Below are 13473 nucleotides of genomic sequence, written 5' to 3'. Positions count from 1 at the left end.
GCATGAAGCAGATCGATCTCACCGGCGTGGTGCTGAACCCCGCCGCGGGCACGCTCGACTTCTCGAGCGTGAACATCGACCCGCGCACCGTGCTGGCGGTCCTGCACGAGCCGACGAACCAGTGGATCTACGCCGTCGGTCGGCGCGGCTTGGGCCGGAAGTCGATCAACGGCGCGGTCCTGACCCTCGTCTTCAGGACCGCAGCGCTGTCGCCCGGACCGATCATCGGGTTCCGCGACGACGGCGTGGACGTCGCGAGCGACGTCCGCCTGGAGGCCTGCCGCGCGCTGCTCGCCACCGGCAACGTGACGCTGTCGAACATCTCGACCGGCATCGGCACGCCCGCGGACGCAGCGCCGGGCTCGGATGCCGGCGCGGGCTCCCTGATCGCCAAGCTGACCCGGCTGCTCGGGACGCAAACCGGCATCGCCACGGTGCTCGCCGCGATCCGCGATCGGCTGCCGGCCGCGCTGGTCGGCGGTCGCCTCTCGGTCGACGGGTCCGGTGTGACGCAGCCGATCTCGGCCGTGGCGCTGCCGCTGCCGGCCGGCGCCGCAACCTCGGCGCTCCAGGGCACCGGCAACGCCACCCTCTCGAACCTCTCGACCGGCCTTGGCACCCCCTCGGACACGGATCCCGGCTCGGACACCGCGCCGGGCTCGGTCCTGGCGCTGCTCCGCCGTGGCCTCGGGAACTGGACTGCCCTCCTCGCCCGGGTGCCGGCCCTCGTCGCCGGGCGCATCCCGGTGGACGGATCCGGCGTCACCCAGCCGATCTCGGCCGCAGGCCTCCCCCTCCCGGCAGGGGCCGCGACCGACGCGAAGTCCGAGGCGATCCGGGCGCTCCTCGCCGGCACGCTGAAGGTCGCGACGCCGATCCCGGCCAGCATCGTCACCGGGCAGGTGAAGATCGCGACCACCGGGACCGCCGTGGCGCTCCCGAACGTGGCTCTGGTCAACGGCATCGTGGTGAAGGCCAAGACTTCGAACGCGGCGCAGACCTCGGCCGCGCCCGGCGTGGTCGGTCCCGTCGGCGTGACGACGGTCATTGACGGCACCGGCCCGGGCTACCCGCTCGCACCCGGCGAGGCGGCTTCCTTCGCCTGCTCGAACGCGAACGCCGTCTCGGTCAACGGCACGGCCGGCGACGTCTTCTTCTACGAGGGGAACTGACCATGGCCGCGCCAGCGATCCCGCCGCCGACCCCGCTCCAGTTCGCCACCACAGCCCAGGCGCAGTCCGCGCTCGACGCAGGCACGGTGATCAGCCCGGCGCTCGCCTTGGCGCTGCTCAAGGCGCAGCCCGGCGCGGTCCTGCGCGCCGCCTACGACCTCCTGCCGAAGTCGCCGGACGGTCTCAACGTCGGTGATCCCTGGATCTCCGGCAACACCCTCCAGTTCGTCGCCTCGTGAGGACCGACATGCGCTCCCGTCTTCTGGCTCGCGTCCTCACGGCGTTCGCCGCACTGCTCATCGCCGCCCCCGCGGTCGCGTACGACGCCAGCAGGGCGCCGCGCTACGCCTCGCCGGACATGTACCGGCCGAACGTCGACGCCCTGACCGTCAACGGTTCTGGGCTGACGTGTGCGCCGGGTGCACCCTGTGACATCGGGAGCATGAAGGTCGCCTTCCCGAGCCTGGCGATCCGAAGCCTGCTCGATCGTCTGTCCGAGCGCCCCTCCGTCGTCGACTATGGCGTCGACATGACGGGGGCGACCGACAGCTCGGCCGCCCTCGCGGCTGCGCTCAACTCCGGCAAGAAGGTGACGGCGCCCTGCGGCATCATCCGGTTGCTTTCGACCGTCGCCGTGACTGCGCAGGCAGATTTCACCGGATCCGGCGCCTGCACCCTCTTCAAGTACGACGTGCCCGCCGGCGCGGCGGTCACCCCGCTCCTCGACATCCAGAAGACCGCCATCGGGTCCAGGTTCGACAATTTCGCCGTCGACCATCAGGCCAACTCGAAGGGCTACACCCCCAACGTCGTCTACGGCGGCAACATCATCGCGTCGTCGGCCATCCTCGTGCAGGCCGACGACACGAGCGTGACGCGGATCACGGCCTCCAACGGCTTCGATAACTGCATCGCCATCGTCCAGTTCGCCGGCACGGGCGCGACCGTCAATTCCGGACAGCCGCGCAGGGCTTCCGTCCGCACCGCTCGCACGAATGGGTGCGGCGTCGGCTCTACGCCGAAGGCTGGGGCCGGCGTCGATGTCGGGTCCGGCAGCCTGGCTGTGGTCGACGACCTCGTCGATATCGGATCCTACGGCGCGTTCATCCTCGACCTCGGGGCGGGCGCGCAGGGCTCGTTCTCGAACCTGCACGGGTTCTTCAACAAGTGGGACCCGACGGGGACGGGCAATTACACCTTCTACATCGGTGCAGGCGGCAGCCAGTTCTCGAACCTGCATTCCTTCCAGGCCGCCTATCGCGGGCTCTGGGTGGACGGGTTCGCAACCGACACCACCATCGCCAACGTGATGATCAAGGCACCCGCGGCGGAAGGCGTCGTGCTGACCGCCGCGCGCACGTCGATCGCCAACCTGGCGATCAACTCCCCCGGCTACGGCAAGCCGAACGGGACCGTCGATGCGATCACCATCCCCAACGGGACGAGGTCCCTCACGGACATCAACATCACCGGCCTCGTCGTCAGCGCGGACTTCAGCACGGCCCGGTACGGCATCAGCAAGAGCGGCACGGGCACGATCTCGGGCTCGGTCGTCGGCTCGTCCTTCACCGGCGCGGCATCCGGGGCTGTCGCCCCCGGCGTCGACTCCACCTTCGCGGTGCTCGACGCGGGCGCTCTCGCAGGGGCTTGGACGACGTACACGCCGACGGTGACCACCAGCAGCGGCGCGTTCACTACGGTTTCGGCGACGGGCAAGTACCGCCTCGTCGGCAAGAGCATTCGCTTCTCGGTCACCGTGAACCTCGGCGACAAGGGTACCGCGGCGGATCTCCGGGTCTCGCTGCCGTTCGCGGCCAAAGGCGTGGCTCCGCTGTCTGGGGCGGAGACCGCTGCGACCGGGCGCGGGCTCAGCGGCTACGTGCTCAACGGGCAGTCCATGGCCGTCATCAAGAACCCAGACGGGACCAACCCGCTGACGAACGGCTACGTGCTCACGGTCAGCGGCGATTACGAGCTCCCCTGATCTGCACGCTCGACACCCCGCAGCTCTCCGCTGCGGGGTGCTGATCTGACGCCGGGCCGCCGATCGGCCGCCTGCCCCAAGCCGGAACTCCGACGCCCATCATGCTCCTGCGCCTCCCGGCGCGGGCCGCCCTCGCGTGCTTCGTGCTCGCGGGATCGGCCTCGTGCGCCCATGCCGAAGTCGCTTCCTGGTACGGCCCGGGCTTCCACGGCCGCCTTGCCGCCGACGGCTCGCGCTTTGACCAGGACGCGCTCACCGCCGCGCACAAGACGCTGCCGTTCGGGACCCGAGTGCGAGTGACCTGCGCTGCCACGGGCCGGTCGGTCGTCGTGCGGATCACGGATCGCGGCCCGTTCATCGCCGGCCGGGCGATCGACCTCTCGCGCGGCGCGGCCCGGGCCATCGGCCTGTCGGGCGTCGGCCGCGTCCACCTCGCCATCCTCGGCTGACCTGGAGACCACCATGGACGTCTCGGCCATCGGACGCGCCGCCCTCGAGGGGCGCGAAGGCACCCGGCTGACCGCCTACAAGGATTCCGTCGGCGTCTGGACGATCGGGACCGGCATCACGACCGCCTCCGGGCTGATCAAGGTCGTGCCGGGCCTGACGATCACGCCGCTCCAGTCCGACGCGCTCTTCGCTGCGGCGCTGGAGAAGTACGCGGCGCCGGTCCGCGCCGCCCTGGCCAAGCCCGTCCCGCAGCCGTTCTTCGATGCCTGCGTGAGCCTCGCCTACAACATCGGGCCTGTCGGCTTCGCGCACTCCACCGTGGTCCGCCGCGCCAATGCCGGCGACCTCGCGGGCGCCGTCGAGGCGTTTCTGATGTGGAACAAGCCAACCGCGATCATCTCGCGCCGGCAGGGCGAGCGCGACCAGGCCGCCCTCGCGTCCTACGCCGGCGCCAAGGTCTACGCGCGCCGCGGCGACCGCTCGCCCGTGAAGGCGATGGCCGGCACGCTGCCGGCGCCGGCGACCGTGCCCGATCCGCTCGCGCCGATGACGGCTGCGAAGCCGCCGGCCGCCGCACCGGTCCCGGCCGCCGAGCCGGGCTTCTGGGCGCGCCTCCACGCTCTCCTCTCCCGCAAGACCAAGGTGGCCTGACATGCACCGCGCTCGCTTCGGCCGGGTTCGCCTCGGCATCCTGCGCTGGTACGCCGCCGCGCGCGGGTACCGGATCTACGCGCTCGCGCTGGTGCTCGCGGTGCCGGACATCCTCGACGCCCTCGCCGGCGTCGACTTCACCGTCCTGCTCCCGCCGGGCTGGGGCGCGAAGTCGGCCTCCATCCTTGCGATCGCGCGCGTCGTCTTGGGCATCGTGATCCGGCGCCTTGCCATGGTCGGGCCGCCCCCGGCCGGGGGACCGCGCTGATGGGGACCGTCCTCGCCATGGCCGGCAGCCTCCTCGTGAAGCTGTTCGGCTCGGGCATCGTCCAGGCGGTGCTCGCCTACCTCAACAAGCGCTCCGACAACGGGGTGCTGACGAACGCGCAGAACGTCACCGGCGACGTCACGGTCGCCCAGGCGCAACTCACCGCCTACGTCGAGGAACGGAAGGTGGTCGCGCAGGAGCGCGCCGAGCAGCACCTCTCGCCCTGGACGGCCTGGATGATCCCGACGGCGTTCGGGTTCTGCATGATCCACTTCGGCGCGATCGTCCTCGACAGCACCTTCCGGTTCAACTGGCAGGTCGCGAAGCTGCCGGCGCCGTACGACGCGATGGAGAACGCCATCGTGCTCTCGGTGATCGGCGTCGCCGGCATCGCGCCGACCGTGCGTCGGATCTTCGGCAAGTAGCTCCCCGCTGACCTCTCACCCTCCCCCGTTGCGGGGGTAGGCCGCGAAAGACCGCCGCCATGGACACGTCCTTCCTGTCGCCCGGGCCGATCACCTGGGCGCAGCTCATCGCGCTCGCGCTGTTCCTGATCGCGCTCGGCAAGGGCGCGGACTGGATCATCGGGAAGCTGCGCACCGGCACGAAGGAGGCGGTCTCGCCGCTCACGATCGACATGGCGGCGGCGAAGATCGAGATCCGGTCGCTCGAGGAGAAGCTGAACGCCTTCAAGATCGAGGTGGCGCGGACCTACGTGACCGGCGACGTCATCACCCGTCTGGAGCGGCGCATCGACGACATGGTGGTCTCGGTGCGGGACGAGATGAAGGAGACCCGCGAGGCGATGCTGAAGGCCTTCATGCGCCGGCCCGACTGACCGCCACTTCACATCCTACTTCACACTTTCGGGCGCCCTGGCTTCGGCCGGGGCGCCTTTTGTCGTTTGAACTTAAACGTGATCTGGCGCGCTATTGTGTTTCCAAGCGCCGATCAGCGGCTCTCGGTCGGCTCTCTCGGTAGATCAAGCTCGCTGTTATGGTCCGTCATTTTGAATGAAAATGGCAATTCCTTAAAGATATTATCCCAGGCCTCATCATTTCCTTCCCATCGCGGCCTTTCGGTTGCGAACGGGATAGTGCGGAAAATAACTCTTTCATCAATCGGATCGTCTATGTTTACAGCAACTCGGCCCTCGAGGTTGACGACGAGAATTCTGTATTCCCGGCTCGCAAACTTGCTATCTAGCGTTGAAGTAAGCCGATTAACATCAGCGGAGCTGAATGGCTTTGGATCAGTGATGTAAGGCCATGCAACCGCAGGCTCTGCGTGTCCACCCATGCGCACGAGAAGAGCACCACCTTCATTCATGACATTGGCAAACTGGTTATATTTATGGGTCAGCTTCGATTTCAGTGAAGCTAGGGCGTGCTCTGTGATTATGGGACGACCTGCATGTCGATGAAATTCGTGATGATATAGCAAATCATAGTTATGGCACATCGGAAAATCATTATCCCGGACATAGACTGCTTGCCCAAAATTTCGTCCTTCATCATTGATGGATGAAATGAGCGCGTCGAACGGGGTAACAAGCCAGTCATACGGGCTAGATGCAGAAGCCCCGAAAATTCTACGCACTTGAAAAGTTGCCTGACACCAAGCTCCCAGGCTAACAATATTCCTCACCTCGAACGTCATCTGATAACCGCTCGCGCATGCCGCACAACCGTCACATTACATACGGTTTGGCGCAGAAATTCACTGCCCGGTCCATAGCCCGCTTGACCGGTCAGTGACAATCGAGGGGCGCTAGTGTCGGGCCTGTTGGAGCGGAATGGATCGGCGCCAGTCGTCTAGGTGGTGGACATTCCCGTCCGCGGAGAGATACGCTCCTGCCACCGATTGTGTCCGGGGTGAGCATGTTCCCTTTCCCGCTCGAGAGCACGAAGCCAACATCAGCCGTTTCCGAAGTCCCCTCCGATCCGCGCGAGGAGGCCCGTCGGCGCATCGACCGCGACGGCTTCGATAGCGCGTTCTCCGGCCTTGAGCTTGAGATGCGTTGCCAGCCCCAGGGCTCGGCTCACTACGAGTTCCTGCAAAGCGTGAACGTCGCCCTATTCGACCCGAGCCTGCGGAGCGAAGCGTCCGGGCGGTGATCCAGCTTCCAGCAGGCCTCAGCCTCGGCGGCCCTTGCCGCGCGGGGCTTTCTGCGTTTTAGCCCCCAGGCACGAGCGGCAGCCCGGAGCGCGCACTCCATGCCTTCGCTCGGCTCCATGCCGCAGCTAGAGCCTCAATCGCCTCGTCGCGAGTGTCGGCAGTCCCGTTGAGCGGCCGGACGCCTTCGGCCTCGTGGCCGCGCTGACAGCCGGTGCAGCTCCAGGTCCATGTGCCGTTCTGCGGACCGCCTGCGATCCGGCGGATGCGCCCGACATGCTGTCCGGCATCGTCGGCCACGAAATCATGCCGGGAATCCGGGAAGGTGCGGGCCCAGACGAAGGTCACGGCTCGGATCCAGCCGGCACCGGTGCGGACCGTCGATATGGCCGCTTCGCAGACACTGGGCGCTTCGCTGCGGCAGAGAGAACCCGCGGCAGGCCTAGGCTCGCCTTGCCTTCGGGCGCCGGTGGCGGTTCGGGCGGGAAGGAGATGATCCCGAGCCAAGCATCGAGCTGGCCGGTCTTGGCCGCCTTCATCGCCTCTCTCAGCAGATCGGTCCGAGTGAACCACTCGCCGAGGAGGCGACATTCCGCCAGCCGGAGATGTAGCTTCAGCTCGACGGTGTAGTGCGCCTCGCATGAAGCGATGACGTCGAGACGGTACGGGTTGCCGACTTGCACGTTTGCGACCCGCATGTAGAGCGAAGCGCCGGTGTAGCCGACCTTCACGGGATACGTCGGATCGTCCGGACGCGAGATGAAGTAGATGTGTCCGGTCGGGTAGCGGTGGCGGCGCCGCTTCACCCGACGGCGCGTCTCGTCGAACGCCGCCAGCATCTCTTCCGCCTTGCCGCGCTCGTCCTCAGCGCAGCCGGTGGACACCACTGTATCGCGGTAGCGGATCACCCATCGCGCAGCCGATCTCGGGCTGCTGCGCAGGTAGAGGCGAGGGGGCAGTTGAGGGCGGCCCATAGACGTTTTTGGAGAATGGTTAGAGGATTAGCCCTGAAACTAACGCACTCTCCTAAAACGGCAACGCATAAACCGTTGCGAGTGCAACTGTTTTTCTGGTGGGCGGTGAGGGACTCGAACCCCCGACCCTCTCCGTGTAAAGGAGACGCTCTACCAACTGAGCTAACCGCCCGGCCGGCGACCGTTACGGCATGGCGCCGGTCCGGTGCAAGGGTCCGCGTTCCGGATCCGTGTCAGGGGTCGATGAGCCGAGCCGCCAGGGCCGGGGCCAAGCCGATGCTGACCACGGAATCCGGTCCGGACCAAGCCGCCCCGGATGAGCGCACCGCCATAACCGCGCGGGTCCCGGCCCCGACCGAGCAGCTCAGCGGAACGGGGACCGGCGTGGCGATCCGCGTCGCGAGCCCCGCCAGGACGGCACCACCGAGGATGACCGTCTCGGCGCCGCGCAGGCGCGACAGGCTTCGCCAGGATCGCCAAGGCCGCATCCGGATCGCGGGCGATGGCGCCGCCGCTCGGTGCCTCCGTGTGGAGCGCCGCGAGAGCCTCGGATAGGCCGAGCGCCGCCACGAATTCCCGCAGCATCGGTTCCCAGGCCTTGCCTCCCGTGACGATGCCGAAGCGGCCGAACGCGGCGCCCTCGCGGCAGACCGCTCCTGCCATGCCGACGACCGGGACCCGCGACAGCTCGCGCAGGGCGAGAAGACCGGGATCGCCGAAGAAGCCCAGGTAGACCGCGTCGCACTCGGCCCCGTGCTCCGAGAGGACATCGAGGGCCGCGTGGCCCGCGATCGCCGCCGCCGCCCGGCTCGCGATGTAGCGGGCCCGAACCGGTCGGTGACGGCGCGCAGCTCCGCCCGGCCACCCGGTTGCGGGAGGACGTGGCCGGCGACGAGGTCGGTGACGCGCGCGCTGGTGTTCGGGTTGATCAGCAGGATGCGCGTCCGGTCCTCCGCGCCTGGTTCCGCGCACGAAAAAGCCCCCGGGGCGCAGGGCACCGGGGGCTCGTCTCAATCCGTCATGCGGCTCAGTGCGCCACGAAGGCGGCGCCGTCCTCCTCGGTCCGGGCGGGCTTGGCCACCGGCAGCGGCTCTTCCCACTCGATCGCCTCGGGCTGACGGACCAGCGCCTTCTCCAGCACTTGGTCCATCCGCGAGACCGGGATGATCTCAAGCCCGTTCTTCACGCTGTCGGGCACCTCGGCGATGTCCTTGGCGTTCTCCTCGGGGATCAGCACCGTCTTGATGCCGCCGCGCAGTGCGGCGAGCAGCTTCTCCTTCAGGCCGCCGATCGGCAGGACCCGACCGCGGAGCGTCACCTCGCCGGTCATCGCGACGTCGCGACGGACCGGGATCCCGGTGAGCGTCGAGATGATCGCGGTGGCCATGGCGATGCCGGCCGACGGACCGTCCTTCGGGGTCGCCCCCTCCGGAACGTGGACGTGGATGTCGCGACGCTCGAAGAGCGGCGGCTCGATGCCGAAGTCCAGGGCCCGGGAGCGGACGTAGCTCGCCGCCGCCGAGATCGACTCCTTCATCACGTCCTTCAGGTTGCCGGTGACCGTCATCTTGCCCTTGCCGGGCATCATGACGCCCTCGATCGTCAGCAACTCGCCGCCGACCTCGGTCCAGGCCAGACCCGTCACCACGCCGACCTGATCGTCCGCGTCGATCTCGCCGTAGCGGAACTTCGGCGGGCCGAGGAAGACCGGAAGGGTCTCCGTCGTCACCGCGACCGACTTGATCTTGGTGATCAGGATCTCCTTCACCGCCTTGCGGATCAGGTTGGACAGCTCGCGCTCCAGGTTGCGGACGCCGGCCTCTCGCGTGTAGCGGCGGACCAGCATCATCAGCCCGTCATCGTCGATCGACCACTCGTGCGTCCCAAGGCCGTGCTTCTTCAGGGCGTTCGGGATCAGGTGCTTGCGCGCGATCTCGACCTTCTCCTCCTCGGTGTACCCGGCGATGCGGATCACCTCCATCCGGTCCATGAGCGGACCCGGGATGTTGAGGGTGTTGGCCGTGGTCACGAACATCACGTTCGAGAGGTCGTAATCCACCTCCAGGTAGTGGTCGTTGAAGGTGCTGTTCTGCTCAGGGTCGAGCACCTCGAGGAGCGCCGCCGACGGATCGCCGCGGAAATCCATGCCCATCTTGTCGATCTCGTCGAGCAGGATGAGCGGGTTCGAGGTCTTGGCCTTGCGCATCGACTGCACGATCTTGCCGGGCATCGAGCCGATATAGGTTCGACGGTGACCGCGGATCTCGGCCTCGTCACGCACGCCGCCGAGCGACATGCGCACGAACTCGCGACCCGTCGCCTTGGCGATGGACTTGCCGAGCGAGGTCTTGCCGACGCCGGGGGGACCGACGAGGCACAGGATCGGGCCGGTGAGCTTGTTCGCGCGCTGCTGCACCGCGAGGTACTCGACGATCCGCTCCTTGACCTTGTCGAGGCCGAAATGGTCCTCGTCGAGCAGCGCCTGCGCGCCGAGCAGGTCCTTCTTGATCTTCGAGCGCTTGCCCCATGGGATGCCGAGCATCCAGTCGAGGTAGTTGCGCACGACGGTCGCCTCGGCCGACATCGGCGACATCTGGCGCAGCTTCTTCAGCTCGGCGGTGGCCTTGTCGCGGGCCTCCTTGGAGAGCTTGGTCTTCTCGATCTTCTCTTCCAGCTCGGCCAGCTCGTCGCGGCCATCCTCGGAGTCGCCCAGCTCCTTCTGGATCGCCTTCATCTGCTCGTTCAGGTAGTACTCGCGCTGGGTCTTCTCCATCTGCCGCTTGACGCGGGTCCGGATGCGCTTCTCCACCTGAAGCACGGAGATCTCGCTCTCCATCAGGGACAGCACGCGCTCCAGGCGCTGCGCCACCGTGGGCGTCTCCAGGATGCCCTGCTTGTCGGAGATCTTGACGAGCAGGTGCGAGCCGATCGTGTCGGCGAGCTTGGACGGCTCGTCGATCTGGGTCACGGCGGAGACGACCTCGGGCGAGATCTTCTTGTTGAGCTTGACGTAGTTCTCGAACTCCGAGAGCACGGAGCGCGCGAGCGCCTCGGCCTCGACGCGGTCGCCGAGCTCGTCGTGCAGCGCCTCGGCGGTGGCCTCGTAGAACTCGTCCGAGCGGGTGAAGTCCACGACCTTCGCGCGGCCGACGCCCTCGACCAGCACCTTCACGGTGCCGTCGGGCAGCTTCAGCAGCTGGAGCACGGAGGCGAGGGTCCCGATCTTGTAGATGGCGTCGGTCGCCGGATCGTCGTCACCCGCGTTGATCTGGGTGGCGAGCAGGATGTGGCGATCGGTGCGGACGGCCTCCTCGAGGGCGCGGATCGACTTCTCTCGGCCCACGAACAGGGGCACGATCATGTGCGGGAAGACGACGATGTCGCGCAGGGGGAGGACGGCGTAGGAGCCCGTCGAACCCGGGACCACCGGCTGGCGCGATTTCGACTGTGACATGCTGACTTCCTCTCAGGGACGCCCGGGTTCGGCGCCTCCATGCACGGAGCGCGCCTACAGCCAGGTGCCGACCGGGCCGCGAGGGTCGGATTTCGCTAACTTTGCGGCTGGCGACGCGGACCGGACCTCGAAGGAGCGTGCGGCCACCGCGCTGAGCCTGAGGTGGCTGCGGGGCGCAGCGTTTTCAAGACGGTCCTCGCAGCGCGCCCGGCCGGAGCCGGGCGCTTAATGCAACCCTGTCAGGCGCTTACGCGCTGACGCTGGCGGGCGCGTCCTTGTTGCGGTCGCCGTGGATGTAGAGGGGGCGCGACTTGCCCTCCACCACCTCCGGACCGATGACCACCTGCTCCACGGACTCGAGGCCGGGCAGGTCGTACATCGTGTCGAGCAGGATCGTCTCCAGGATGGAGCGCAGGCCGCGGGCGCCGGTCTTCCGCTCGATCGCCTTGCGGGCGACGAGCGACAGGGCCTCGTCCTGGAAGGTCAGGTCGACGTTCTCCATCTCGAACAGCCGCTGGTACTGCTTGACCAGGGCGTTCTTCGGCTCCTGCAGGATCTTCTTGAGCGCGGCCTCGTCGAGGTCCTCGAGGGTCGCCAGGACCGGCAGACGGCCGACGAACTCGGGGATGAGGCCGAACTTCAGCAGGTCCTCCGGCTCGACCGAGCGGAAGATCTCACCGGTGCGGCGGTCGTCCGGGGCCTGCACGGTCGCGCCGAAGCCGATCGAGGTGCCCTTGCCGCGCTGGGAGATGATCCGCTCCAGCCCCGCGAAGGCGCCGCCGCAGATGAACAGGATGTTGGTGGTGTCGACCTGCAGGAATTCCTGCTGCGGGTGCTTCCGGCCGCCCTGGGGCGGGACGGAGGCGACCGTGCCCTCCATGATCTTCAGGAGCGCCTGCTGCACGCCCTCGCCCGACACGTCGCGGGTGATCGACGGGTTGTCGGACTTGCGCGAGATCTTGTCGATCTCGTCGATGTAGACGATGCCGCGCTGGGCCCGCTCGACATTGTAGTCCGAGGCCTGGAGCAGCTTGAGGATGATGTTCTCGACGTCCTCACCGACGTAGCCGGCCTCGGTCAGCGTCGTGGCGTCCGCCATCGTGAACGGCACGTCCAGGATGCGGGCGAGCGTCTGCGCGAGCAGCGTCTTGCCCGAGCCGGTCGGCCCGATCAGCATGATGTTGGATTTGGCCAGCTCGACGTCGTTGTGCTTCGTCGCGTGGGCCAGCCGCTTGTAGTGGTTGTGCACCGCGACCGAGAGGACCTTCTTGGCGAAGTCCTGGCCGATGACGTAGTCGTCGAGGACGCGGCGGATCTCCTTGGGGGTCGGTACGCCGTCGCGGCTCTTCACCAGCGAGGATTTCGACTCCTCGCGGATGATGTCCATGCACAGCTCGACGCACTCGTCGCAGATGAACACCGTGGGGCCGGCGATCAGCTTGCGGACCTCGTGCTGGCTCTTGCCGCAGAACGAGCAATACAGCGTGCTCTTCGAGTCGTTGCCGCCAGTCTTGCTCATATCGGTCTCCGATTCCTCGCATCCGCAGCCGGCAAGGGGCGGACGCGCATCGCGTGAATGTAGGGGGCCCGTTTAAAGAAACAGTGTGCTGCGCGCCTTTGACCGAAGGGCCCGAACCTCGATGCAAACACGCTGCCGCGGCGGGATCAAGGCCGCGCCGCGGCGGTCAGGCGACGCGGCGCGATCAGGCGGCCGCCGGCTCGGGACGCTTCTCGATCACCTCGTCGATGAGCCCGAACTCCTTGGCCGCGTCGGCGGTCATGAAATTGTCGCGCTCCAGCGCCGTGTGGATCGTGTCGTAGTCGCGGCCGGTGTGCTTCACGTAGATCTCGTTCAGGCGCCGCTTCAGCGCCTCGATCTCGCGGGCGTGGATCAGGATGTCGGTCGCCTGACCCTGGAAGCCGCCCGACGGCTGGTGGACCATGATCCGGGCGTTCGGCAGGGCGAAGCGGTGGCCGGGCTCGCCGGCGGTCAGCAGCAGCGAGCCCATCGAGGCGGCCTGGCCGACGCAGAGGGTCGTCACCGGGCAGCGGATGAACTGCATCGTGTCGTAGATCGACAGGCCGGACGTGACCACGCCGCCGGGGGAGTTGATGTAGAAGGAGATCTCCTTCTTCGGGTTCTCCGCCTCGAGGAACAGCAGCTGCGCCACGATCAGCGACGCGCCGTAATCCTCGACGGGGCCGGTGAGGAAGATGATGCGCTCGCGGAGCAGGCGGGAGTAGATGTCGAAGGCGCGCTCGCCGCGGCTCGACTGCTCGACGACCATCGGCACGAGCGCGTTGTTGTAGACGTCGATCGGATCTCTCATCTCGTCCTGCCCCGGAGTGAGGCCCGGGGCTGCCGCGAATCAGGGCAGCCCCGGGCATGTCAGCGAACACCGGCG

The 13473-nt window shown here is 67.6% G+C and carries 16 protein-coding genes, 1 tRNA gene and 1 pseudogene; 9 read left to right on the top strand and 9 right to left on the bottom strand.

The window, feature by feature from the left end; translation table 11 throughout:
- Positions 1 to 2 precede the first annotated feature (2 nt).
- The 8 genes from MOTC310_RS11700 to MOTC310_RS11665 all read left to right on the top strand — a co-directional run bounded on the left by MOTC310_RS11700 (position 3) and on the right by MOTC310_RS11665 (position 5363).
- Complete coding sequence (locus MOTC310_RS11700; protein WP_331301862.1) at positions 3 to 1172, top strand: hypothetical protein; 1170 nt, start codon at positions 3 to 5, stop codon at positions 1170 to 1172.
- 2 nt (positions 1173 to 1174) lie between these two features.
- Entirely contained in the window at positions 1175 to 1411 is a 237-nt protein-coding gene (locus MOTC310_RS11695; RefSeq protein WP_331301861.1) for a hypothetical protein, read from the top strand.
- A gap of 8 nt (positions 1412 to 1419) precedes the next feature.
- On the top strand, positions 1420 to 3156 hold the full coding sequence (locus MOTC310_RS11690; RefSeq protein ID WP_331301860.1) for an autotransporter outer membrane beta-barrel domain-containing protein: 1737 nt from the start codon (positions 1420 to 1422) through the stop codon (positions 3154 to 3156).
- Between the two features lie 101 nt (positions 3157 to 3257).
- Entirely contained in the window at positions 3258 to 3605 is a 348-nt protein-coding gene (locus MOTC310_RS11685) for a septal ring lytic transglycosylase RlpA family protein (RefSeq protein ID WP_331301859.1), read from the top strand.
- A gap of 13 nt (positions 3606 to 3618) precedes the next feature.
- Positions 3619 to 4257, top strand: a complete 639-nt coding sequence (locus MOTC310_RS11680) for a lysozyme (RefSeq protein WP_331301858.1) — start codon at positions 3619 to 3621, stop codon at positions 4255 to 4257.
- A gap of 1 nt (position 4258) precedes the next feature.
- On the top strand, positions 4259 to 4525 hold the full coding sequence (locus tag MOTC310_RS11675) for a hypothetical protein (protein ID WP_331301857.1): 267 nt from the start codon (positions 4259 to 4261) through the stop codon (positions 4523 to 4525).
- Positions 4525 to 4950: a hypothetical protein gene (locus MOTC310_RS11670; protein ID WP_331301856.1), complete on the top strand. Its 426-nt coding sequence runs from the start codon at positions 4525 to 4527 to the stop codon at positions 4948 to 4950. The genes MOTC310_RS11675 and MOTC310_RS11670 overlap by 1 nt, the downstream gene beginning before the upstream one ends.
- Positions 4951 to 5009: 59 nt before the next feature.
- Complete coding sequence (locus MOTC310_RS11665; RefSeq protein WP_043388405.1) at positions 5010 to 5363, top strand: hypothetical protein; 354 nt, start codon at positions 5010 to 5012, stop codon at positions 5361 to 5363.
- A gap of 113 nt (positions 5364 to 5476) precedes the next feature.
- Here MOTC310_RS11665 and MOTC310_RS11660 read toward each other — a convergent pair whose 3' ends face one another.
- Complete coding sequence (locus tag MOTC310_RS11660; RefSeq protein ID WP_331301855.1) at positions 5477 to 6184, bottom strand: DUF1796 family putative cysteine peptidase; 708 nt, start codon at positions 6182 to 6184, stop codon at positions 5477 to 5479.
- Between the two features lie 215 nt (positions 6185 to 6399).
- Between MOTC310_RS11660 and MOTC310_RS11655 the strand changes: the two genes are divergently transcribed.
- Positions 6400 to 6642, top strand: a complete 243-nt coding sequence (locus tag MOTC310_RS11655) for a hypothetical protein (RefSeq protein ID WP_331301854.1) — start codon at positions 6400 to 6402, stop codon at positions 6640 to 6642.
- Between the two features lie 58 nt (positions 6643 to 6700).
- On the opposite strand, the gene MOTC310_RS11650 is transcribed toward MOTC310_RS11655, so the two are convergent.
- The 8 genes and pseudogenes from MOTC310_RS11650 to MOTC310_RS11615 form a co-directional block, all read right to left on the bottom strand.
- Positions 6701 to 6988 carry a hypothetical protein gene (locus MOTC310_RS11650; protein WP_331301853.1) on the bottom strand — a complete coding sequence of 96 codons (288 nt, stop codon included), beginning with the start codon at positions 6986 to 6988 and terminating at the stop codon, positions 6701 to 6703.
- Positions 6985 to 7548 (bottom strand): GIY-YIG nuclease family protein, encoded by a 564-nt coding sequence (locus MOTC310_RS11645; RefSeq protein ID WP_331301852.1) that lies wholly within the window; start codon positions 7546 to 7548, stop codon positions 6985 to 6987. The genes MOTC310_RS11650 and MOTC310_RS11645 overlap by 4 nt, the downstream gene beginning before the upstream one ends.
- 162 nt (positions 7549 to 7710) lie before the next feature.
- A tRNA-Val gene (locus tag MOTC310_RS11640) sits at positions 7711 to 7786 on the bottom strand.
- Positions 7787 to 7847: 61 nt separating this feature from the next.
- Complete coding sequence (locus MOTC310_RS11635) at positions 7848 to 8102, bottom strand: hypothetical protein (RefSeq protein ID WP_331293252.1); 255 nt, start codon at positions 8100 to 8102, stop codon at positions 7848 to 7850.
- 10 nt (positions 8103 to 8112) lie between these two features.
- Positions 8113 to 8586, bottom strand: a pseudogene (locus MOTC310_RS11630) (aspartate/glutamate racemase family protein); the annotation flags it as partial.
- A 55-nt stretch (positions 8587 to 8641) separates the two neighbouring features.
- The gene (lon, locus tag MOTC310_RS11625; RefSeq protein ID WP_331301851.1) at positions 8642 to 11068 is read right to left on the bottom strand and encodes an endopeptidase La; all 2427 of its coding nucleotides are present in this window, start codon (positions 11066 to 11068) and stop codon (positions 8642 to 8644) included.
- Positions 11069 to 11315: 247 nt separating this feature from the next.
- Positions 11316 to 12587, bottom strand: a complete 1272-nt coding sequence (gene clpX, locus MOTC310_RS11620; protein ID WP_010684321.1) for an ATP-dependent Clp protease ATP-binding subunit ClpX — start codon at positions 12585 to 12587, stop codon at positions 11316 to 11318.
- Between the two features lie 184 nt (positions 12588 to 12771).
- Complete coding sequence (locus tag MOTC310_RS11615; RefSeq protein ID WP_012322036.1) at positions 12772 to 13398, bottom strand: ATP-dependent Clp protease proteolytic subunit; 627 nt, start codon at positions 13396 to 13398, stop codon at positions 12772 to 12774.
- Between the last annotated feature and the right edge of the window lie 75 nt (positions 13399 to 13473).

The sequence above is a fragment of the Methylobacterium oryzae genome (assembly GCF_036441375.1).
Classification (GTDB): domain Bacteria; phylum Pseudomonadota; class Alphaproteobacteria; order Rhizobiales; family Beijerinckiaceae; genus Methylobacterium; species Methylobacterium oryzae_A.
Note: the sequence above shows the minus strand (reverse complement) of the source record. Positions and strands in the feature narration are given on the sequence as shown.